The sequence below is a fragment of the Novacetimonas hansenii JCM 7643 genome (genome assembly GCF_000964405.1).
GTDB classification, from domain to species: Bacteria; Pseudomonadota; Alphaproteobacteria; order Acetobacterales; family Acetobacteraceae; genus Novacetimonas; species Novacetimonas hansenii.
The window spans coordinates 1-21,661 of the sequence record NZ_BANE01000082.1 but is presented as its reverse complement, the minus strand read 5'-3'; the positions used below and the strand labels follow the sequence as shown (position 1 = coordinate 21,661).

The window sequence follows — 21,661 nt, the reverse complement described above, 5'->3', positions numbered from 1 at the left end:
GGCGGTCGCGAAGGAAATTGACAAAGATCGGCATGCTGCTCATTGAAAAACGATGAGCATTCTTTCTCCGGACTGGGACGGACAACGGGCCTTCCTCGCGGTTCTCGATACGGGAAGCCTGTCGGCGGCGGCGCGCAGCCTCGGCCTGACCCAGCCGACCGTGCGTCACCGGATCGAGGCGCTGGAGCGCGCGATCGGTCAGCCACTCTTCTCGCGCACGGTGAATGGGCTGGTTCCGACGGATGACGCCCGGGAACTGGCGGTCCATGTCCGGCGTATGGCCTTCGCGTCAGAGGCTTTCTATCGCGCTGCGTCCGCGTCCGGGGGTGAGATCGCGGGTACGGTGCGTATCAGCGTCGCCGAATTCGTCGGCATCGAGGTCATGCCGCGTCTGTTGGCCCCGCTGCGGGAGCGCCATCCGGGCCTCGCCGTCGAACTGGTCCTGAGCAACGAGAACGCAGATCTGCCGGGGCAGGAAGCGGATATCGCGATCCGGATGCGTCGTCCGCGCCATGGGGCGCTGGTGGCGAAACGGGCAGGATGTATCCCGCTCGGGTTTTTCGCGACCGCCTCTTATCTGGAGCGGCATGGGGTGCCGGAAGGTGCGACGGATCTGGCCCGGCACACGCTGATCGGCTCGGACCGATCCCGGATGGATCAAGATTTTACACGGGAATTGCAAAAGACGCTGGGAGAGAAGCTGTATTTCGCGCTCCGCACCGACAGTCATCCGGCCCAGCTTGCCATGGTACGCGCGGGATTGGGGATCGGTGTCACGCAATTGCCAATTGGCGAACGGGATCTGGTGCGCGTGCTGCCGGGCTTGGTTGTCGCCGAACTCGAGGCCTGGGTTGTCGCGCATGAAGATCTGCGTCACAGCCGCCGGATTGATGCGGTGTTTGGGCATCTTGTGGCGGCTCTGGGACGGTATTGCGCGTCCGGGCTGGTGATGCAGGCGGCTGTTGGCGTCGGTGGGCGAGACGCCGCGGATGGCGCCGGTTGAGCAGAAGCGCGCCTGCAATAATCCATCCCGGAAATTTGGAGACGGGAATACCGCGTGACAGGAGCGGGAATATCGAGAGTGGCGAAAGATAGTAAATAAACAGGTTTTGACCCGAAGACGAAGAGATAGTCCTGTAGTGTCACACTTGTTGGTGCGGTCGTCGAAAAAAAATCAGGTGGGGTCATGGTCGTCAGGGCATTTCCGGAATTGCTGCCCGGCTTTACGTGGCAGGATACCGATGTGAACGGAGTTCGTATCCGTACCGCCATAGGCGGGGAAGGACCTCCGCTTCTCCTTCTTCACGGCCATCCGCAGATGCATCTGACCTGGCATAAGGTCGCGCCGGTACTGGCGGAGCGTTTTACCGTCGTGGCGACTGATCTCCGAGGCTATGGTGACAGCGCAAAGCCCGACGGCGGCCCTGAACACATCAATTATTCCAAGCGCGCCATGGCTGCGGATCAGATTGGCGTCATGAAAGCGCTTGGTTTTGAGCGCTTCCGGCTTGTCGGGCATGACCGCGGTGGACGCGTGGCTCATCGCCTGGCGCTCGATGCGCCGCAGGCGGTGGAAAAGCTGGTGCTGATCGACATTGCGCCGACAGCGACAATGTACGCCCGGACCGACATGGAGTTTGCGCGGCGCTATTTCTGGTGGTTCTTTCTGATCCAGCCCTATCCGTTGCCGGAAAGGCTGATCAGTGCCGATCCGGATTTCTTTCTGGAAACGCATATAGCGGGACAGGTCAAAATTGCAGGCGCCGTCGATCCTCGGGTGATGGCGGAATACCGTCGCTGCTATGCCAATGCCCGGATGCGGCATGCCGCGTGTGAGGACTATCGTGCAGCGGCAGGCATCGATCTCGTTCACGACGCGGAAGATGCCGACCGTCGGGTCGAAGCGCCACTCCTTGCGCTGTGGGGCGCACGAGGGACCATCGGCGCACTTTATGACGTCGTGGAAACGTGGCGCGAAAAAGCCACGGATGTGCGGGGACACGCTATTGACTGTGGTCACAGCCCCCAGGAAGAAGCGCCGGAAGAATTGTTGAGGAGCATTGGCGAGTTTCTCTGAACAGATACCTTTTTCTAGCCGAAGATATGTTCTGGAAGAAGAAGATCAAGATGCTCGCTTTCTTTCGTTCTCCCGATAATCGGTCTTCACTTCGCGACAGTATTGTCGCGGCGGGAGTGTCATCCCTATGCTTTCCAGGTCTTCGGTTCCCCGGCCACGTCCGTGGCCGCCACGTGGGCACCGACCGTGATCGCTCACGACCTATGCTGTCTGCCTGACATCAGCGATCAGAGTTGGGACTGCAGGATTACGTAGGGCGTGGTTGCCGGATGCTGGCGACTTACGCCCGATACCGCAGCGCCTCGACCAGCAGGGCGAAAGCCGGTGTCATCTGCCGGCGGCTCGGGTAAAACAGGTGATAGCCGGGGTAAGGATCGCACCAGTCCTCCAGAATGCGGACGAGTCGGCCCGCCTCGATATGGGGCATGGCGTAATCCTCCGGCATGTAGGCAAGGCCCACGCCGTCGAGTGCGGCGTTGAGGCGCAGTGCGAGCGTGTTGACCACCGCCGGGCCATCGACACGCATGTTCAGGGACCGGCCCTGCTTCTCGAACTCCCACTCGAAAATCGTGTCGTGGGTGGGCAGGCGCATGTTGATGCAGGCGTGTGTCGTCAAGTCCTGCGGCGTCGCGGGCACGCCGTGCCGCGCGACATAGGCCGGGCTGCACACGACGGCGGAGCGCAGAGCGGGGCTGATCGGCACGACGATCATGTCCCTGGCGATGCTCTCGCCCACGCGCACGCCGGCGTCGAAGCGCTCGGCGACGATATCCCGCAAGCCGTAATCCACGACGATCTCGATCTTTATGTCCGGGTATTGCCGCAGCAGTTCCGACACCCGAGGCCAGAGGACGGTGTAGGTAGGGTGCTCGGTCGCCGTGATGCGGATGGTGCCGGCCGGTCTGGTTCTGAGGCTGCTCATGGCAACCAGTTCCGCCTCGATCTCGTCGAAGCGTGGCGCGATGGTGTCCAGCAGACGCGCACCGGCTTCGGTTAGGCCGACGCTGCGGGTTGTGCGCGCCAGCAGCCGCAGGCCCAGACGCTCTTCGAGGTTACGGATCGTGTGGCTCAGAGCCGATCGCGAAACGCCCAGTTTCGCGGCCGCGCGCGTGAAGCTCCGTTCGCGGGCGACCGCCATGAAGGCCAGAAGGTCGTTCGTGTTCTCTCGCAACATTGATGCGTCATGCTCACAGGTTCATGCCGATCTTACGCCATAGTCGCCATAAAGGGCAGCGGTTAGAGTGGGGGAGGAATTTGTAGGCGACATCCCGGAAGCGAGAATAAGCGATGGAAAAGCGTGTACTTGGCAAGAGTGGCCTTGAGGTTTCCGCAATCGGTTTCGGCTGCATGGGCCTCAGCCACAGCTACGGAACGGTGACAGATCGCGGCGAGGCGATCAGGCTCATCCGTGCGGCGCATGATCGCGGCGTCACGTTCTTCGACACGGCGGAGGTCTATGGTCCCTTCACAAACGAGGACGTCGTCGGCGAGGCGTTGCAGCCGATCCGCGATCAGGTCGTGATCGCCACAAAATTCGGCTTCCGCAACGGCGTGATCGCGGACGGGCCAGACAGCCGCCCCGAGACCATCCGCCGCGCGGTGGAAGGGTCGCTGAAGCGCCTTCGCACCGACACCATCGACCTGCTTTATCAGCATCGCGTCGATCCCGATGTGCCCGTGGAGGACGTGGCGGGGACGGTGAAGGACCTGATCGCGGCTGGCAAGGTGCGGCATTTCGGCATGTCCGAAGCGGGGGGCGAGTCGATCCGCAAGGCGCATGCGGTGCAGCCTCTGGCGGCACTGCAAAGCGAGTATTCGCTGTTCTGGCGCGAACCCGAGACGGAAATCATTCCGCTGCTGGAGGAACTGGGCATCGGCTTCGTGCCCTTCAGCCCGCTCGGCAAGGGCTTCCTGACTGGCACGATCAACGAAAAGACCACCTTCCCGACAGGCGATTTCCGCAACGCGACGTCGCGCTTCGATACGGAGAACCGGAGGGCCAATCAGGCGATCGTCGATCTGGTCAGAGAGATCGCGTGGAACAAGGGCACGACACCGGCGCAGATCGCGCTCGCCTGGCTGCTGGCGCGCAGGCCCTGGATTGTGCCGATCCCCGGCGCACGGAAGCTGGCTCATCTCGAAGACGATCTAGGCGCAGTGAATGTCCGGCTCTCCGGGCAAGATCTTCGGACGATCGAGAAGCGTCTCTCCTCCATTACCCTCCGGGGCGAGCGTTACCCCGCCGCAATGGAGGCCCTCGTCGAGCGTTGAAGGGCCGTTCCTGCGTCGAGCGGGGATGGACGGCCTCGCCGGAGGTTACTTCTGTGCTTACACTTTGGCATAATCTCTGTCTCACGCGGCAAGACGGGGTATCTCGCGATCCACCAATCGCAAGTATCGTTGGCTGCCTTCCCCCGCAACCATGAATTATCCAATATAAACAGCATGTTAAGCCGCCCTTACGGGCGGCTTTTTGCGTTTGGGACATACGCGCAGGATGCATATAGGATGCAAATGGGACTGAAAGCGCAGCGTAGTTTGGGCTAAAATGGGGCATTATCACGATAGCGTGATGGCCGTTCCAAGCCTCATTGCTTAGTGGAAATTGCGCGATCTGACGACGAGACGTTCACTGCCTGAGTCTATGTCGGCTGTGGTGTCTGCGTACAAAGGGTGTTTAAGCATCATCTTGGCGTGACTCCCGCCGAATGCAGGAAGCGTTTTTGGCAACTACGTTGATCCCGTCCGACCTCAGATCAGCTTTTTCTTCTTTTATGCGTCAACGACTGTTTCCCTCCATGCCACGCGTGCGAGAGCCGTGCTGGCCAAGGCCACCAGACCGATCAGGACAGCACAGCCGAGCCAGCCGTGATGCGCGTAGAGAGGAGCAGGGGCGACAGCGCCGATGCTTCCGCCCAGATAATAGCAGGTGAGATAGAGACCGGTTGCCGCAGACCGTCCTTCCTTGGCATGTCGTGCTGTATAGCCGGTGGCGCAGGACTGCCCGGCAAAGACAGCCATGCAGGACAGAGCCAGTCCAATCACGATAGGAGGGAGATGGACGGAAAGTGTCAGGGCAATTCCGGCAATCCCGGCGACCTGCGACAGCAGAAAGGCCCGCGTGCGCCCGATCGTGCCGAGAAGGCGACCGAAGAAAGGTGTGACTGTAACAGGTAGAAGAAAGACCACGAACAGAGCGCCGACTTCAATCGAAGTCAGGGTGAATGGAGGTGCGCTCAGACGTAGGCTCAGATAGGTAAAGGACGTGACCTGCTGAAACAGCAGGCTGGCGCCGACAAAACAGGTGACCAGCAGCCGCCAGTCGCGCACACCTTTTGCGACACTCCATAAACTTTTACCAAGGGATGCGCTGGCTCTGAACTGGCGCTCTGCAGGCAGACAGAATACGGCGAGCGCAAGAACAAGAATCAGAAGAACTGCGAAAACGAGAAAGGTGGAGAGCCATCCTGTAAAGGACGCAGCGGCACCGGCAAGGAAGCGTCCACAGAACCCACCGAATGCAGTGCCTGCGACATATACTCCGTTCATGGTAGTCGCGGTCCGTCCGGACCATTCTTCAGCGATATAGGCGAGGGCGGCAGTGAAGATGAAGGGCACCAGCAACCCTTGTGCAAACCGCAGGGAGAGGAGAGCCGTAAAATTCCATGCCAGAGCGCAGGAGGCGGTTATGATAATCAGCGCGATGAGGGCTGCGACCATTACACGCTTGCGTCCGAAGCGGTCAGAGACGGCACCGGCCAGAGGGGCTGCGACTGCTACGCCCAGCGTGGAGGTGCTGATTGTCCAGGCGCTTGCGCCAAGGCTGACGCCAAACCGGTGGGCGATGTCAGGCAGGATGGGCTGGGTGGTATAGACGTTCAGAAGAGCGCAACTACCCAGAGCGAAGAGCGCCGCCGTCTGACGAAGTGGGACTGCTGTGTTCGCTGTCGCTTCATTTTCCATCGTAATTGTGTCTGAACGATTCATGGCTGATTCCGCCCGACAAGGTGTTCATGTCGTTTGTGGACGGTAATCTGTGCGTGGGAACTGGGTATTGTCATTGTTGTTATTCAGCACAACCGATTTGTGAATTGCCTCTTCCGGGGACGTTGGACCAACGGTGGCGAACGCGTGTTCGTGAGTCAAAGAATAAATGCAAGAGCCGATCCCCCTGCGCGGCATCATCATCGAAGTGCGCAAACTGTTTCGTGAATACGGTTATGAAGGCACGTCGATGCGAAATCTTGCCCGTCGTGTGGGGTTGCGGTCGCAGAGCCTCTATACGCGCTTATGCCTTATAAGAAGCACTGATATCTGAAGTTCTGGCCCTGACGTTCGAGGAAATGCTGCGGGACTTGCCGGATCCTGCTGGCCCCTATCAGAAACTGACGCGTGCATGGGGGGCGCTGATCGGACGCATCAGGAAGACATCAGTGGCGATCAATGGAAATGTCTGAAAGCATGTGTAAGATTCGAAATTAACGGTTTCCGGATATTCTGTCGGATGTCGTATGGCGTCGATCACGATCGAGGCTCTTGGTCAATGTTTTGCTCATGATGTCGCGGCTAATGCCGGATTAATCAAAATATTTGTCATCAGTAAAGATGAGATTACTTTGGTCATCATGAATACATATTTGATAAAAAAGATAGCATATCGTTCATTGCTTTAATTTTTGCGCATATCAAAAGATATCTGCATTAGATTGTGACACCACAACCGCCCGCAGAATGTCTGCAATACTGATTATGGGCAGATCAAACCGTTGAGAAAACACATCCAGTTGCGTCCGACGGGCCATGGTGCCGTCCTCGTTCAGGATTTCACAGAGCACTCCAGCAGGTTTGAGGCCAGAAAGCAGAGCCAAATCCACCGATCCCTCCGTATGACCGCGCCGTGAGAGCGTTCCTCCTTTTGCAGCCTTCAGCGGAAAGATATGACCTGGCACCATGAAATCCTGCTTCGAAGCACCCGGTTCAATCGCCGCGCGGATCGTCCTGGCGCGATCATAGGCAGAAATCCCTGTCGTGGTTCCTTCCTTCGCATCAATCGACACCGTAAAGGCGGTACCAAACGGACAGGTATTCTCATCAGCCATCATCGGCAATGAAAGACGTTCAACGTATTCCTCGGCAAGTGGCAGGCAGACCAGCCCTCGTCCATGTGTAATCATGAAATTGATTGCGTCAGGAGTCACAAATTCAGCAGCCATGACCAGGTCGCCTTCGTTCTCCCTGTTGTCATCGTCCACCATGATAACCATTCGCCCTGCACGCATAGCCTCGATCGCACGGGCAACAGTGGGAATTATGGAGCGGATAGAGTGACCATGTACGAGGTTCATAGGGCGTCAGCCTTTCCTGTTTTGCATGATTGTCGTGAAGCGGGCTCTGTCAGTCACGGTCACGATGGTCCGCATCGCCCATTTTCCAGTAACCGGCCGCATGCAGGCGACCAGAAGGAAGCAGACGATCGACGGTCAGATAAGTCCGCACGGCTCTGACCATGAAAGACTCACCCGCGACCCACACCTGACAATCGGACAGGTCAAGAACTGCCCCCTGTACAGCGAGTTCGAGCTGCCCCGTCGTGCCGGGAGGCTCACTACCCGAATGCAGCCAGGTAACATTCAAGGATGCAGCAGTTTCCAGTTTCTGTTCTTCATCTGTGCCATTCACTTCAATAAAGGCATCGGCAGTAACGCCAGGTGGTAACGCCTCAAGAATAGCCGCTATCGCTGGAAGCGACGTCGCATCCCCTACCATAAGATGGCGACTTGCTGCGGGATCAACGCGGTATCCTGCGCGCGGACCGGCCAGTTGAAGCACATCCCCAACCTTTGCCTTTTCGGCCCAGGCAGACGCCGGACCGTTGTCGCCATGCAGGACAAAATCCATTTCCATCAACCCGGCAGTCGCCTCATAGCGGCGGATCGTATAGGCCCGTCCTTCCGGCTTGCGGCCGGGCGGTGCAGGAAGGAACACCTTCATCCATTGCGCGGGATGCTCGACCGGTAGTCTCTTGATATCGTCTCCGACGAGCGTGACGCGCCGCATGTGCGGCGTCACATCATGCACCGCCTTGACGACTGCCGGACGTAACGTCCTGTTTTGTGACATCATTTTCATCACGATGACTTTCAGAAATCCGGGGACCGCAAATGAAAAGGCTCTGGCCCTCTTGTCTGAGAACACTTTACGGTCTGATCCAACCTTCAAAAAATACCGTGAAATGGAAAGTATCATTCCATTATATGAAATGGTTGCATCTGAAGATTACTGGCATCCTGAACAAGGTCGTGACGTAAGACGTGGAGTGATTTGAAAACGTGAAACCGACGGACCTCAATCTTCTCCATGCACTGGACATCCTTATTGAGGAACAGAGCGTGGGCCGTACAGCGGAACGCCTTGGGCTAAGCCCACCTTCCGTGAGCCGTCTGCTCGCCCGTGCCCGTGAAATCATGGGCGATCCCATTCTGGTACGGGCAGGACGGGAACTTGTCGCCACGGAGTATGCCCGCACCCAGCACGCCCGGATCCGCAACATCATTGCCGAAGCTCAGGACGTTCTCCTGCCGAACACGGAACTGCATCTCGACCGACTGGAAAGACGGTTTACAATCCGGGCAAATGAAGGATTTACAGCGGCGTTCGCCTCAAGCCTCGCAGCCCGGATCGCTCATGATGCCCCGAAAGCGGAACTCCGGTTTGCCCAGGAACATGAGTCCGACGACGATGCGCTGCGCGAAGGACGCATTGATCTCGATATCGGGGCGCTCCGGGCCATGGGACCGGAAGTACGGGTTCAGACCATTTTTCGCGATCATCATATCGGACTGGCACTTCCGGACCACCCTATCTTCAAAACTGAAATTTCTCCGGAACGCTTTGTATCGTTTCCGCAAATCAGTGTCTCACGCCGGGGACGTGCGGAAGGGCCTGTTGATCAGGCGCTGATGGCGCATTACGGGCTTCAGCGACAGGTTTCTCTCATCGTTCCTTCCTTCATGCTGGCGATCGCTGCTCTTCCCGGTACGGAACTGATCGCCCTCGTACCGCGCTTTGTCCTGCGTGCTGTCGAAGCTTTAGGGATACAATTGAGAACGTTCGATATTCCTGTACCCCTCGATACACTTGTCATTGCACAGGCATGGCATCCCCGTTTCGATCGCGATGCAGCGCACCGCTTTCTCAGACAATGCGTGCGCGAAGTCTGTGCACCGGTGAGGCGTCAGGACGATAAGACGTCCTGATCGGACTCAGCTTTTCTTTCGAGGCAGTCGGGCAATCCAGATGATTCCCACGGATGCCGTAAAGGCAAATGTGGAGATCATGTAGAATTCATTCATGGAAACCATGTCTGCCTGAACCAGCACCTGATGGTAGATAGCTCCCCAGGCCTGATCCCCCGTCAGCCCCGCACCTTTCAGGGTCGTCACGGCATCCGCCGCACGATCGTGATAGGGTGTAAGTGTCTCGACCAGATGCGCCTGATGATAACGGGAGCGCCGATCCCAGAACGTCTGGGCGAGAGAGGCGATAAGATTTCCAGACATCATGCGAATGGCTGTCTGGAGCCCGGACGCGGCAGCGAGGCGTTCCGGCGGAATGCCAAACAGGGAAAGAGCCGTCAGAGGTGTCAGGAAAAAGCCGATCCCTATCCCCTGGGCCAGACAGGTGAGAGCAATCGTACCGGCATCGATATCCGTCGTGAAATTTGCCCGCCAGAACGCCACAGCGGCCCAGCAGAAGAAGGCCAGCGACGCGAAGAGGCGCGCATCCCCCTTTCTGACCCATGCCCCAAGAAAGGGCGCAAGCAGGATACCAAATACACCCATGGGGGCGGTCACGAGCCCTGCCCATGTCGCATTGTATTCCATATCGGTCTGTAGCCAGAGTGGCACCAGCACGAGGGCTGCGAAATACAACCCGAACCCGATGGCCACCGCGACCGTTCCAACTGCAAAATTCCTGTATGCGAAGAAATGCAGATCAACGATGGGATATTTGGCGCCCAGTTCCCATACAACGAGGAATACAAGTCCCAGCACAGACAGGATCGCTGTTGTGCAGATGAAAGGCGAAGCAAACCAGTCGAGTATCCGTCCACGGTCAAGCGCCACCTGCAGACACCCCATGGCAATGGCAAGCAGGATCAGGCCGATTACGTCAACCGGAAGTCTGACAGTCGGTGTATCGCGTCCCCGCAGCAGCGCCGATGTGGAGACCACCACGAAAATGCCAACCGGTGCGTTGACAAGAAAGATCCACGGCCAGGTGTATTCGTCCGTAATCCAACCGCCGAGCACAGGCCCTGCCACCGGCCCCGCCATGTTCGTCATGGCCCACATGGCAACCGCCAGTGTCCGTTTTTCCGGCGGAAATATAGCAACGAGCAATGCCTGGCTCAGTGGCACGATCGGACCTGACACCATGCCCTGAAGGACACGAAAACCAAGCAACAGCGGAAAGGAACGCGCCATGCCACAAAGCACCGAGGCAACCGTGAAGGCTGCCACCGCGCAGACAAACAGCCTGACCTGCCCGAACCGACGGGACAGCCAACCCGTCAGGGGTATGAAAATGGCGTTCGCAATTCCGAAAGAGGTAATGGTCCATTCGCCGATTTCGGTGCTGACACCAAGGTTGCCGGAAATGGTCGGGACCGAGACGTTCGCGATCGTGATATCCGTCACGGCCATAAAGGAGGCAAGACCGATTGTCATCGCCGCGAACGCCAGGAGCGGCCCGGACAGCGGCTGGATTGGCTGGGGAGCCGGCCTGCTCATTCCGCCTCTCCCAGGGTTTTCTTCATGATCTCCGCAACATGACGGTCCGCAGCCTGCTGCTGCTCTGTATAAAGGTCTGTACCAACAGCGGCTGCTGGACGACTGGCCGCCTGTGGATCGCACCGTCCGGTATCAATCTCCACCTCGGTCGACATTCCGATCCGGAGAGGCTTACGGGCCAGTTCCACCGGATCGAATGCGATACGTACAGGCACACGCTGCACAACCTTGATCCAGTTCCCTGTTGCGTTCTGGGCCGGCAGTAAGGCGAAAGCCGCGCCACTGCCAGCGTTCACATCCATGACATGACCGTGATAGATCACGCTGCTGCCATAAACATCCGCAGTCATGGTGGCGGGTTGACCGGCGCAGATGTGCCGAAGTTGCCTTTCCTTGAAATTGGCGTCGATCCAGAACTGGTCGAAAGGCACGACGGCCATCATACGATCACCAACAGCGACGCGGCGTCCAAGCTGGACATCACGTTTTGCGACCATGCCTCCGACCGGCGTCCGCACCGTGGTACGCTCCATGTCCAGCGTTGCCGCCCGGAGCCTGGCCTTTGCTGCAATAACATCTGGATGGGTAGGAAGCGTCGTACCCTGTGTCTGGGACAGCGCAACGGTATACGCCGCCTGCGCAACCTGAAGGGCGGCCTTCGCCGTATTGGTGGCATCCGAGGCATGACGGGCCTCTTCCGCCGTCACAGCTCCCTGCCCAACCACCATACGGCGTGCCCGGAGATCGGCCGATGCCCGATCCAGTTCTGTCTGACGGACAGCAACGAGCGCACGGGCTTCGTCCAAAGCCGCGAAAAGTCTCCGGACATGACGGATGGCCTGACCCAGGCCGGCTTCAGCAGCCTCCAGCCTGATACGCATGTCACTCGTGTCCAGTTCCACGAGAGATGCACCTGTCAACACACGATCAGTGTCGTCCGCCCCGATGGCCCGGACAGTACCCGCGACCTGTGGTGTAATCGCCACAACATGCCCATTGACGTATGCGTCGTCTGTAGAAACGAGTGCACCATTGGAGAGAAAAGTATAGGCGCCCCAGCCAACCGCGATGATTGCGAGACCACCACCGAGCCAGAGCAGACGCTTGCGACGGGTAGCGGCAGGATCCGCAGCCGCCGGAACAGGAGTATCAGCCATGGTATTTCTGCCCTGCAGAGGAAGTGAAAGAAGGCGACCAGGCACCACCGAGTGCGCGAATGAGGGTGATCTGGGCTTCAGCGACGCGTGCGGCTGCCTCGACTGAGCGGCGCTCAGAGAGCAGCAATGCCGTTTCGGCCGCCAGACGATCATTGGTGTCCGAAAGACCATTTTTCTGACGGATGCGTTCAAGATCGACGACATGCTGCCAGTGCCTGACAGCGGCCTCGGCTTCCTGCCTGGCGGCCTGCCTTGCCTTCAGGTCGGAGATTCCGTCAGCGGCCTGCTGCAGCGCCTTTGACACTGTCGCGTTGTAGTCATTGACAGCAGCATCGTACTCACCGAGCCGGTTTTTCAGGGCGGCACGGAGCTGACCTCCCTCGAAAATAGGAAGGGTGACGGCTGGCCCAAACTGTGTCGCGACACTGCCCGGTCGCATCATGTGACCGATATCGAGAGACCGGAAACCAGCAAAGGCAACAAGATCGACATCGGGATAGAATGCCGCGCGGGCCGCACCAACGGCGTTGGATGTGGCTTCCACTGCCGCACGTTTGGCCTCAACATCAGGCCGATAGCCCAGAAGAACAGCCGGAACATTCGACAACGGCGCCGGATCAGCAATAACCGGCAGATGCGGCCGTACGATCGCGTCCCCAAAGTCAGGCGATTTACCGAGAAGGGCCGCGATTTCATGTCTGCGGGCACTGATCTCTCCGTCCAGCAGATCAATCTGGCTGCGGGTGTCGGTCAGGGCCTCACGGGCCGCCACAGCATTGATGTCGGTCGAAAGCCCGGCCTTTTCCCGTAACGCCAGCATTTCCACGATGCCTTCACGCCGTGAAAGCCCTTGCTGAGCCACATCGCGCATCCGATACGCTGCATCCAGTCTTACATAAGCACTGACCATTGCCGTCTGAATCAGAAGGCGCGCATCAGCGACCTCAAGAGAGGAAACCTTCTGCCAGTAGCGTGCCGAACGTGTCAGTTTTCGCCAACGTCCCCAGAAATCGACATGATACTGAACATCAAGCTGGAGCTTGCCCTCACTCCCGAAATTTCCTTTGTATGGCGCGGGATAATAAGAGTGATCAGGGAATTGCTCCCCCGCTATCCAGCCGAACCCATCGACATGGGGCAACTGATTAGCTCGCGCGGCGCCTTCTACGGCAGCAGCCTCACGCAACCGTGCCTGTGCAATCTGGATCGAGGGAGCACTTTCCTGCGCGTCTCCTACGAGCCGCTCAAGCTGAGGATCATGATAGACCAGCCACCATGCCTTGGCGGGAGATGTGTGAGCAGACTGCTGTTGCGCCTGTTCAATATCATGACCGCTTTTCAGGATGCTGACATCCGTGATTTTACCTTCAGGACGCTCATCCCTGCCGGGAGCACATCCTGAAAGGGCCAGAAGAGTGGAACAGAACAGCAGCCACGCTCGCGTCTGTACTCGATTTGTAGTGTACATCGCACCGTAGTTCCTGTGATTTCAGGAACCATTGCCTACCAAGGTCCATACTGATCAGAAATGCCGTGTAATGGAATGATTCATTTCATCTCAAGTAATCGGCAACTATGCTGTCCTGCAGTTTCCTTACATCACTACCTTTGATATTTTTCAAACAGGCTGATTCGATTTCTGCACAGCGGCAATCCAACCTGACCTCACGACCAAAAGAAGCCAGAAATGGTTCGCGGTTAACATTTATAAACGTCAACGCCTCCATGCCGGACATACATACGGTTGGGAGAGTTTCCCAAAAGCCGACATGAAGCATCCAACGCTCTGCCGACAACTGCGGATCACGGCCTTACGCACGCATTCAACCGATCGAGGTTCGAATGTCATCAGGCGGGCCGTACCGGAACCAGATGAGAACTATCTCTACGCCACAGCCCTCTAAAGACCGCTCAGGGGGGCACAGTCCGGAAGGGCCCTTTGGATATCAAAAAAGCCCAGCCTGCCGTTTATTCATCGCACTTGCATTTGGCTTTTAAGCGATCATTCCAGTGGTTCTGAAACTGCGGCCCCTTGGAATCGGGTGGTGATTTTGGTCGTGCTATTCGAAGCGGAAGCGGTGTTGGTAGATCGGGTCCGATAATGATGGCCTCACCCGGCGCCAGCATAGGAATGAACTGGGCAGCTGCACGATCAAGATCGCCACAGGCGTGCTCCACTGTCGTGCGGTCCTGCTCGTTCGTCAGTCGGTGGACGATAAGGGTGCCAAGTTGGCTCAGTACATCCTGCGGAATGTCTCGGGGGCGCTGCGTGGCGAGGACGGTTGTCAGGCCATATTTCCGACCTTCTTTCGCAATAAGACCAAAGGCCTCAAGTTTCACGCTGCCATATTCATCACCAGCGGCCCGACCAAGAAACTGATGGGCTTCGTCAAGGAAAACGACGATGGGCGCATCGCGGAAGCGACCCTCCCGTGCAATGCCCAGGAGATATCGTCCGATTATGTTGAGTAGCAATTCGCGTGTGTTGTGCTCGAAGCGGACTTCCTTGAATGAGATCAAGGCAATATCGCGCTCAGCATCTGCAAGAAACGCTTCTAGTTCATTGACAAGAGAGGCACCACCTGCACGAAACAGGCATTCCAGTTCCCGCGAGTTAGTTAACGTGGAAATCCGTGACGATAGGGTCTCGCAGTAGCTGAGAGAATTCTTGTCGGTGTCCCCAAAATTGTTAGCGTTATTGAATGCCGAACCGAAAACGCATTCAGATTTAATTTGCTCTGCGAGGTTCTGTATATCAAATGAACACTTTGGCGAATGCAGCGACGCGGCATTTGCTGTCACGGCCGCAAAATACGGTGCACGCGCTCGTCCCGCTTTCTCAACAATGCCGTTCGTTATGAAGAGACCGGCCGGAGCAGAACCAGCCACTGCTCGGGCCAGCTTTAAACTCTTGATTGCGTCTCGAAGTTTCGGCCCTTGGCTTTGACCTGAAGGTCGGAACAGCGAGAACAGATCGTCCTCTGTCACCTCCTCGTAAGGGAAGTGAACCTGGGTTGTGTTCGAGATACCTCCTTCGAACGCAAAAACCGTGTCGATACCCTCTATGTCGCAGAACTCGCCGGTCGGATCGAACACGATGGCCTTGCCACCGTGCTTCTTAATGTTCTCAATCAGGCTGGCAACGGTCCAGCTCTTGCCGCCACCAGTTGCCCCGAACACACCGCAATGTCGTCCAAAGAGCTTTTCGGGTGGAAGCTGAACGCCGACACGCCTATCTCCGGCTTCGATAGCGCCGATCTCAAGACTTATCTCGTTTGGCCTCGTAGCGCTCTTACCAATTATGAGCGCAAGAACTTCGGCACCGGCGAGAAAAACGCCATCGCCAATCTTTGGATAGGAATTGATGCCGCGCGCAAGCTGTGTATCGCCATCCGTCAATGTAGCAAGAAGTTGGATGCGTCCGATGGGGTTCGGGTTTAACGATCTGCCAAGGTGCGGCTCGACGGAGAGACGTTCGCCATCGGGGATTTTTACCTCTATAATGCGACCGAGGAGCTTCGTGCGTTCGCAATCGACAAATACGAAATCTCCAACGGTACCTTTCGCGAGCGCGCGGCGTTCAGGGTGGGCACTCGCATGCGGTAGGTTAGCCTGCACCTGAGACGCGGTCACAAGCGTGACCGTACCGATATATCTGTCTGGATCGACAGGGCTCAGTGTCACGGGATTAGCCCACTTCTCGCATCGAGCGAACGCGCTCGGCATGGCGCTCGCGGTCGGTTTGACCAATGAGGTCCGGCATCGCGTCCGCAAGATCCTCGAAGCGACCGTTAATCAGATGCACGCGCGGGTCGCCGCTTTGAGCAAGCAGCCGAATCCGCTCCAACATAGGGTTGGGGTGCGTTTCTACATCTGGGATAGCATGGACAACTGGCTCGCCCATGGGATCGTCGGTAAGATCCTCGTAGCACCGAATAAAGCCTGGATCACAAATAATGAGACGGAAGGAAAGATTGGATTCAAGAGCAGCTAGAATCGGACGGCTGATATGATCGTCATTGAATCCGAAGCCAGCAACGACAATAGCGCTATCGGGCTCCCTTAGCGCAGCTTGAAACGCGCTCATCATGTCGAGATAAGGCGGGTCGAACGCTTCTTGGTATTTGCTCGAACGGGGATAGATGAGAACTGGTTCGCCGACTGCGTTGTCGCGAGAGCGAACCACATCTGCGCCAACCCTTCGCCAGTCGGTCGATCCATGCAGTTTGTATAACTGAAAGACGTTGGGGATATAGTCTGGTGCTTCTTTCGAAGGCTCGCGCCTGACAATATCATATTCGAAATACTGGCGATCATAGACCTGATCGAGCGAATGCGAGAAGCCATCTATAATGGTGAAACGTAGCCTACGAGCCGCTTCTTCAAGACTCAAATCATAATTGGTAGTGAAAATTTTCGCGCGCGTCTTTCGGAAGCCTCGCCGCCCAATTTTTCGAACATAGGCTTCATGAGCCGGTAGTTCCGTCTCCGCGGTAACGTAATCAACCTTTCCAAGAATGCATTTTTCGGCAAGCGGAACGAAGGTCCGGACAGCCATTACGTCAGTGTCATCCTCCAAAGCGGCTTCGTTGAGTTCAAGGTAAACTTTGCACAGGCTGAGCAGCTTCTCGATATTTTTATGGAGCTTTGCTTTTTCAAACCTCGCACACACGGCAGCGAACTCAGGTGCCCCAACGGCTGCAGCCACTGCGTGCCACAAATCACTCATTGATGGCGCCTGAGGCTGGCCGTCAGGATTGCGTGCACAGAATGACGCACCTGCACCAGTCAAAGTAAGGAAATTGGACGCAGAAAGTGCATTGGTTAGCGCGCTTTCTATCTCCTCTTTGCTCCCCCGATCTTCGATCTTGTTTTCTTGGCCGATGCGATCAGCATAAGCGACCCAGCCGCTGCCGGGGACAAGTAGGCGAAGATTAGTCCGATTGGCGGCATGGACTTTCCAATAATCGAAATGGGTCAAAGGCATCGTGTTCATATTTGAGGCTTAGCACGTGGAAGCGAGCCAACAACATGGCGACGAGATAACATGTGCGTTCATGTGGGGTAGCATGAGTGACCTGATCAGCACTGGGCTCGAGGCGGACCACCGCATCACAGGTGTTCGCCATTTGCTGGGTAAACTGGCCATTGCCTCATCCCACAGCCAAACGACGGGCGGCGGTAATTCGAGCCAGAAGAAACGCCAGTTCATCGGGATAATCCGGCCGATCGCCCTACACAAAGCCGACCTTACTGTTTGCCTCCACCCGCTGAACTGCCTGTTTGCTCAGTAATATGAAACCAGACAGGCAGCAGTCGCCTCTTCGCGGACACACAGGCGGTTAGAAGAGCTTCCCGAAAGCCGACATTGCTAGGCGAGCCGCGAACTGGCTGCACTGATCAATTCCTTCTTCCCTTTTAGCGGAAAAACTAGTAAAATTCTGCCCTCGACATGAATGACTTCCACGATCTCTCCCCTCTCGATTTCGAAGAGCTAGTCCGCGACTTGCTGCAGGCCCATTGGTCGCAGAGGCTGGAGAGCTTCGGGCCCGGCAGGGATCAGGGCGTCGACGTCAGATACATGTCCGGACCGCACCAGATCGTCGTGCAGGCGAAGCACTACGCCCGCAGTGGCCCAGCGGCTCTGGTGCGGGCGATGCGTCTTGAATGCCCCAAGGCGATCGCCCTCGTGCCGAGCCGATACCTGCTGGCGACATCCGTCTCGATGACGCCGGTACTGAAGACCAAGATCGTGGCGGCGATGCCGGAGGTGCCGCTGGCAGAGGTCGACATCCTGGGTCGTGAGGATATCAACAATCTCCTGCGCCTCCATCCGGAGGTAGAGCAGCGCCATTTCAAGCTGTGGATGGCGAGCTCGGCCGTGCTAGAGCGCATTATTCACAGCGGCGTCTATAACCGGACGGCGGCTGAGTTAGAGATCATCCGGGGCATGATACCCCGCTTTGTTCAGAACCAGAGCGTGGCCGACGCTGAGACGCTGCTGGCAGACACGGGGGCTTTGATCATCGCGGGCGCGCCGGGCGTCGGAAAGACCACGCTGGCTCAGATTCTGCTGTGGCGCCATGCCGAGCAGGGTTGGCGGATCTTCGTCGTGGACGATGTTGAAGAGGCAATGGCGGTCGCCAGCGAGGGCGAAAGGCGTCTGATTTTCTTCGACGACTTCCTCGGTCAGGTCGGTCTCTCCGCGGATCACGTCCGCGGCCTGGATGCGAGGCTGCCGCCCCTGCTATCCCGAGTGGCGGCCCAGAAAGATATCAGGTTCATCCTCACGACGCGCGATTACGTGCTTGCGCAGGCGAAGATGCTGTCGGCTCGACTCAGCGCGGCGAAGGGAGTCCGCAGCTACGTCCTGAACGTCGGTGCCTACACCCGCGAGGCGAAGGCGCGGATTCTCTACAACCACATCCACTTCTCTGGCCTGACCGAAACCCAGAAGGGCGCCATTCTCGAAGACGGCTTCTACCTGGCCATGATCGACCACAAGAATTTCAATCCGCGCCTTATCGAGATGCTGACGCGGTTGGAATATCTCGCCTTGGACGAGCGGCCCACGCGTGAGTTGATCCAGCACGCTCTCGACAATCCGCATGAGCTCTGGGACCGGCCCTACAGGCAGCATATGTCCGAGGATGCGCGAACCGTACTGCTCGCAATGGCGATCAACGGCGCGTTCGTCGGGATCACTCTTTTGAAAGACAGTTTCGTGCGGGTTGCCATGGCATTGGGCAACACCCTGCGCCCCTCGGAGATCGAGGCTCGATTCCGAGCCGCATATCAGGAAATCGAGGGCTCTGCTCTCAGCCTTCTCAACAATCTCGTCCACTTCACCAATCCTGGCCTCCGCGACTATCTCAGAAGCGTCATTCAGGTCGATCGCTTAATGCCTCACATCGTCCCCTGCATCGAGACCGCAAGCGAACTCAGCGAGTGCTTCGCGATCTTTCGTGCCCATCGGGGCGATTGGAAGGGGTCGACGCCGGTCTGGACCGCAGCACTCGACAGGGTTCACAATGGCGGCTGGGCGCAGCGCTTCACGTATCTGGAGCTCTCCCTCGACCTCTGCGATGAGTTCCGTGACCAGGGGCTGATCGACAGGATGCTCGCGGCACTGGTGGCGATTGAACAGCAGGGAGTCGATGAGGAGGAGGTCCGGGATATCTGCTCGCTACTCGAGAGGTCCGCGATGACGCTTCTGCCGACCGAGGTCGAGACCCGCGTCCGGTCCGTCGCCACGGAGGCTGCCGCCACTATGCTCGAGAAGAAGGCGATGTGTTTGCCGCTCGAGGACATCGAGAGCATGGACGAGGCGCTGTTCACGCACGGCAACGATCAAGAGCGGGCTGCCATCGCCGTCCAATCCGCCATGTGGACCTTCACACGCAGCGTGGATAGCGACCTTGAGGCGATCACAACCCTCGATGACCTCGACGTGTTCGAGAGGAGTGTGCTCGCACTGATGGAGAGGCGCGGGTTCCCGGCCGACACGGTAAAGCGCGACATCCGATGGCGGCGGGAGGCGTTGGAGGAGCATGAGCCGCGGCACGACCCGGAGGAGGGATACCGCGGGGGCGGGGTCACGTCCCATCGCAATATGAGTGATGCGGAGATCCGGTCGATGTTCGGTGGCTTGAGGGGCTGTTGACACGCTTCCTTCGCAGCGACGGTCGTCGCGCGGGTTCGACGAGGAGTATCGTGGTCATGGCCGATTTCCCCGCGGGTCGTAATTGTAAGACTTTCGTACGCCTGCCGGTGCCCGAGACCCTTCGACTTAGCGGCCATTTTCCTTGGGTCCATGGTGCGACGGCTTCCGCCTCTTTTCGGACGCGGATCGGTCAGTTGGGACTTCCCGAAAGCCGACATCGTATTCCAGTCGCTTAAGGTCAGATGCGCTCAGAAAGCACATGGTCGATAGTGTTCTGGGCGTGAGTACGCGCAGAAGTCGCCGCACACCCTGATGACGGAATACGGAAATATCGTCTTGCGTTTGCACGCGATACTGGCGTGGCATGGGACAAGAAACAGACTTTCAACGCTTTACAGGGCATTGAAGTAACCGACGCCATGACCTGGCTAAAACACCAGCAACGTCATGTAGCTTAAACCACTCACTGTTTGCGACATCTGAATTCCGGGAGGCACAAGGTCAGCATCAATCCTGGCCATCAGCCCTTGGTCTACTTGCAGAGCGTGGCCGGAGCATGGCGCGCTGCTAGCCTCTGATGGAAGTCGGCATGAAGCGCTGCAAGTGTAATCTGGCCAAAACGCGCGAGAAGTTGGGCCGTAACATCCGCAAGGACGCCACTCATTGCATCGTTAACGGCTTCCTCAACAAGGCATTCAGTCTTTTCACTCCGGTTCCCTATGGCGAATAATCTTGGGGCATCAAGAGCCTCGTAAATATCTCGCAGCGTTACCCGATCCAACTGGCATGAAAGCGTCCACCCCCCGCCATGTCCTTTCTCGGAGTGCACATATCCATGCTCACGCAGACCGCCCATAAGACGTCGCACAACCACGGGGTTGGTGTTAAGGGCGCGAGCCAGGGCTTCTGACGTCATGGGACCACCTGCTTCTGCCATATGCAGGAGTACGTGGAGCACACAGGATAATCTGTTATCTTGTCTCATGTAACTTCATGTGTTGCTAGAGTGCGATTTCGTCAGTATATCATGATACTCGAAAAGTGACATGAAAGTGTGCACGAACACTCTTACTTCGAGGATATGCTGTATGAATTTGCTCGAAATTCTGACAGTCGGCGTCGTGGCGACTGCTGCATCCGATATCTGGCAACAAGCCCAGAAACCATTGACTGGAATTCCTGCAGCCAACTGGTCTGTCACCGGCCGCTGGGTCATAGGGTGGCGTGACGGCAGGATCTATGACCCAATGATTGGAAAAAGACCCTCCCTGAAAGGAGAGGCCACTGTTGGCTGGGCATTTCATTATCTGATTGGTGCTGTTTATGCCGCACTGTACCTCAGTTTTGTGGTGGTTATAGCAAAGACAGTCCCCACACTGCTAAATGGTCTACTCTTCGGACTTGTTACCCTTTTAGCCCCTTTTCTGTTTATGAAACCTGCTCTGGGCGGCGGTTTTTTCGGGCTTAGGGCTCCCAATCCTGGAAAAGGACTATTTCTCAGTATAAGCGCTCATGCTGTCTTTGGAATGGGACTGTATTTAGGTGAACTTTTTTACCAAGGTTTTTTCTGAAACCTTATTCAGAGAGTGATTACAGTTTTCTATAGTGACGAGGACTGACACCTGTCACTCTGCGGAAGACCTGAGCAAAGTGACTTGGACTGTCGTATCCGATCCCCAAGGCAATCTCGATAATGGAAAGATTGGTCTTACGAAGCATTTCTGATGCTTTCTGGACGCGGTGCTGCATGAACCAACCAGAGGGGGGTTGTCCCGTGGTTGTACGGAATGAGCGACTGAAGTGAAAACGGCTCATGCCACACAAAGCAGCAAGACAATCCAAATCAAATGGCTCAGCCAGATGTGCTTCCATATGATCAAGAACTCTACGCAGTTTCCATGTGGGCAAGAGAGTGGATCGTAGCTTTATCTTAGAGCCCGATCCGAAAGTTTTTCAAGCTTGACAATGCCTT

General features: G+C 57.2%; 17 protein-coding genes and 2 pseudogenes. 8 read left to right on the top strand and 11 right to left on the bottom strand.

Annotated features, from left to right (window positions below; translation table 11 throughout):
• Positions 1 to 52: 52 nt before the first annotated feature.
• On the top strand, positions 53 to 1,003 hold the full coding sequence (locus B7G66_RS06765) for a LysR family transcriptional regulator (protein WP_003618904.1): 951 nt from the start codon (positions 53 to 55) through the stop codon (positions 1,001 to 1,003).
• 183 nt (positions 1,004 to 1,186) lie between these two features.
• The gene (locus B7G66_RS06760; protein ID WP_003618905.1) at positions 1,187 to 2,077 is read left to right on the top strand and encodes an alpha/beta fold hydrolase; all 891 of its coding nucleotides are present in this window, start codon (positions 1,187 to 1,189) and stop codon (positions 2,075 to 2,077) included.
• A gap of 280 nt (positions 2,078 to 2,357) precedes the next feature.
• Here the strand turns inward: B7G66_RS06760 and B7G66_RS06755 are convergent, their stop codons facing one another.
• On the bottom strand, positions 2,358 to 3,251 hold the full coding sequence (locus tag B7G66_RS06755) for a LysR family transcriptional regulator (RefSeq protein WP_003618907.1): 894 nt from the start codon (positions 3,249 to 3,251) through the stop codon (positions 2,358 to 2,360).
• A 113-nt stretch (positions 3,252 to 3,364) separates the two neighbouring features.
• Between B7G66_RS06755 and B7G66_RS06750 the strand changes: the two genes are divergently transcribed.
• Complete coding sequence (locus tag B7G66_RS06750) at positions 3,365 to 4,348, top strand: aldo/keto reductase (protein ID WP_003618909.1); 984 nt, start codon at positions 3,365 to 3,367, stop codon at positions 4,346 to 4,348.
• A 501-nt stretch (positions 4,349 to 4,849) separates the two neighbouring features.
• Here B7G66_RS06750 and B7G66_RS06745 read toward each other — a convergent pair.
• Entirely contained in the window at positions 4,850 to 6,064 is a 1,215-nt protein-coding gene (locus B7G66_RS06745; protein ID WP_141312793.1) for an MFS transporter, read from the bottom strand.
• 166 nt (positions 6,065 to 6,230) lie between these two features.
• On the opposite strand from B7G66_RS06745, the gene B7G66_RS19035 reads away from it, so the two are divergent.
• A complete protein-coding gene (locus tag B7G66_RS19035; RefSeq protein ID WP_003618920.1) occupies positions 6,231 to 6,395 on the top strand; it encodes a TetR family transcriptional regulator in 165 nt (54 codons plus the stop codon).
• Between the two features lie 409 nt (positions 6,396 to 6,804).
• Here B7G66_RS19035 and ribB read toward each other — a convergent pair.
• Positions 6,805 to 7,422: pseudogene (ribB, locus tag B7G66_RS06735) on the bottom strand (3,4-dihydroxy-2-butanone-4-phosphate synthase); the annotation flags it as partial.
• Positions 7,423 to 7,471: 49 nt separating this feature from the next.
• Positions 7,472 to 8,323 carry a siderophore-interacting protein gene (locus tag B7G66_RS06730; RefSeq protein WP_196760705.1) on the bottom strand — a complete coding sequence of 284 codons (852 nt, stop codon included), beginning with the start codon at positions 8,321 to 8,323 and terminating at the stop codon, positions 7,472 to 7,474.
• Positions 8,324 to 8,406: 83 nt separating this feature from the next.
• On the opposite strand from B7G66_RS06730, the gene B7G66_RS06725 reads away from it, so the two are divergent.
• Positions 8,407 to 9,333 (top strand): LysR family transcriptional regulator, encoded by a 927-nt coding sequence (locus B7G66_RS06725; protein WP_003618925.1) that lies wholly within the window; start codon positions 8,407 to 8,409, stop codon positions 9,331 to 9,333.
• A 6-nt stretch (positions 9,334 to 9,339) separates the two neighbouring features.
• Here B7G66_RS06725 and B7G66_RS06720 read toward each other — a convergent pair whose 3' ends face one another.
• The 5 genes from B7G66_RS06720 to B7G66_RS06700 all read right to left on the bottom strand — a co-directional run bounded on the left by B7G66_RS06720 (position 9,340) and on the right by B7G66_RS06700 (position 17,022).
• Positions 9,340 to 10,869, bottom strand: coding sequence for a DHA2 family efflux MFS transporter permease subunit (locus tag B7G66_RS06720; protein ID WP_003618926.1), 1,530 nt, complete (start codon positions 10,867 to 10,869; stop codon positions 9,340 to 9,342).
• The gene (locus B7G66_RS06715; protein ID WP_003618927.1) at positions 10,866 to 12,026 is read right to left on the bottom strand and encodes an HlyD family secretion protein; all 1,161 of its coding nucleotides are present in this window, start codon (positions 12,024 to 12,026) and stop codon (positions 10,866 to 10,868) included. Before B7G66_RS06715 ends, B7G66_RS06720 begins: the two co-directional genes overlap by 4 nt.
• A complete protein-coding gene (locus B7G66_RS06710; RefSeq protein ID WP_080545412.1) occupies positions 12,019 to 13,494 on the bottom strand; it encodes an efflux transporter outer membrane subunit in 1,476 nt (491 codons plus the stop codon). The genes B7G66_RS06715 and B7G66_RS06710 overlap by 8 nt, the downstream gene beginning before the upstream one ends.
• 500 nt (positions 13,495 to 13,994) lie before the next feature.
• Complete coding sequence (locus B7G66_RS06705; RefSeq protein WP_040511751.1) at positions 13,995 to 15,710, bottom strand: ATP-binding protein; 1,716 nt, start codon at positions 15,708 to 15,710, stop codon at positions 13,995 to 13,997.
• A 4-nt stretch (positions 15,711 to 15,714) separates the two neighbouring features.
• Entirely contained in the window at positions 15,715 to 17,022 is a 1,308-nt protein-coding gene (locus B7G66_RS06700) for an SIR2 family protein (RefSeq protein ID WP_231106184.1), read from the bottom strand.
• Positions 17,023 to 17,095: 73 nt separating this feature from the next.
• Here B7G66_RS06700 and B7G66_RS06695 point away from each other — a divergent pair, with 73 nt between their 5' ends.
• Both B7G66_RS06695 and B7G66_RS06690 read left to right on the top strand, forming a co-directional pair.
• Positions 17,096 to 17,320, top strand: a complete 225-nt coding sequence (locus B7G66_RS06695; RefSeq protein WP_141312795.1) for a hypothetical protein — start codon at positions 17,096 to 17,098, stop codon at positions 17,318 to 17,320.
• 158 nt (positions 17,321 to 17,478) lie between these two features.
• A complete protein-coding gene (locus tag B7G66_RS06690) occupies positions 17,479 to 19,689 on the top strand; it encodes an nSTAND3 domain-containing NTPase (protein ID WP_003618943.1) in 2,211 nt (736 codons plus the stop codon).
• A 532-nt stretch (positions 19,690 to 20,221) separates the two neighbouring features.
• Here B7G66_RS06690 and B7G66_RS06680 read toward each other — a convergent pair.
• On the bottom strand, positions 20,222 to 20,674 hold the full coding sequence (locus B7G66_RS06680; protein ID WP_003618945.1) for an Rrf2 family transcriptional regulator: 453 nt from the start codon (positions 20,672 to 20,674) through the stop codon (positions 20,222 to 20,224).
• A gap of 103 nt (positions 20,675 to 20,777) precedes the next feature.
• On the opposite strand from B7G66_RS06680, the gene B7G66_RS06675 reads away from it, so the two are divergent.
• Positions 20,778 to 21,260, top strand: a complete 483-nt coding sequence (locus tag B7G66_RS06675) for a DUF2938 family protein (protein WP_003618947.1) — start codon at positions 20,778 to 20,780, stop codon at positions 21,258 to 21,260.
• Between the two features lie 19 nt (positions 21,261 to 21,279).
• On the opposite strand, the pseudogene B7G66_RS06670 reads toward B7G66_RS06675, so the two are convergent.
• Positions 21,280 to 21,609, bottom strand: a pseudogene (locus B7G66_RS06670) (helix-turn-helix domain-containing protein); the annotation flags it as partial.
• Positions 21,610 to 21,661: the final 52 nt, after the last annotated feature.

Coding starts and splice junctions, on each gene's coding strand:
- B7G66_RS06710 (WP_080545412.1), bottom strand. CDS start 13,494: ATGTACACTACAAATCGAGTACAGACGCGAGCGTGGCTGCTGTTCTGT.
- B7G66_RS06760 (WP_003618905.1), top strand. CDS start 1,187: ATGGTCGTCAGGGCATTTCCGGAATTGCTGCCCGGCTTTACGTGGCAG.
- B7G66_RS06745 (WP_141312793.1), bottom strand. CDS start 6,064: ATGAATCGTTCAGACACAATTACGATGGAAAATGAAGCGACAGCGAAC.
- B7G66_RS06730 (WP_196760705.1), bottom strand. CDS start 8,323: ATGATACTTTCCATTTCACGGTATTTTTTGAAGGTTGGATCAGACCGT.
- B7G66_RS06715 (WP_003618927.1), bottom strand. CDS start 12,026: ATGGCTGATACTCCTGTTCCGGCGGCTGCGGATCCTGCCGCTACCCGT.
- B7G66_RS06700 (WP_231106184.1), bottom strand. CDS start 17,022: ATGAACACGATGCCTTTGACCCATTTCGATTATTGGAAAGTCCATGCC.
- B7G66_RS06680 (WP_003618945.1), bottom strand. CDS start 20,674: ATGAGACAAGATAACAGATTATCCTGTGTGCTCCACGTACTCCTGCAT.
- B7G66_RS19035 (WP_003618920.1), top strand. CDS start 6,231: ATGCAAGAGCCGATCCCCCTGCGCGGCATCATCATCGAAGTGCGCAAA.
- B7G66_RS06720 (WP_003618926.1), bottom strand. CDS start 10,869: ATGAGCAGGCCGGCTCCCCAGCCAATCCAGCCGCTGTCCGGGCCGCTC.
- B7G66_RS06690 (WP_003618943.1), top strand. CDS start 17,479: ATGAATGACTTCCACGATCTCTCCCCTCTCGATTTCGAAGAGCTAGTC.
- B7G66_RS06695 (WP_141312795.1), top strand. CDS start 17,096: ATGAGTGACCTGATCAGCACTGGGCTCGAGGCGGACCACCGCATCACA.
- B7G66_RS06750 (WP_003618909.1), top strand. CDS start 3,365: ATGGAAAAGCGTGTACTTGGCAAGAGTGGCCTTGAGGTTTCCGCAATC.
- B7G66_RS06755 (WP_003618907.1), bottom strand. CDS start 3,251: ATGTTGCGAGAGAACACGAACGACCTTCTGGCCTTCATGGCGGTCGCC.
- B7G66_RS06765 (WP_003618904.1), top strand. CDS start 53: ATGAGCATTCTTTCTCCGGACTGGGACGGACAACGGGCCTTCCTCGCG.
- B7G66_RS06675 (WP_003618947.1), top strand. CDS start 20,778: ATGAATTTGCTCGAAATTCTGACAGTCGGCGTCGTGGCGACTGCTGCA.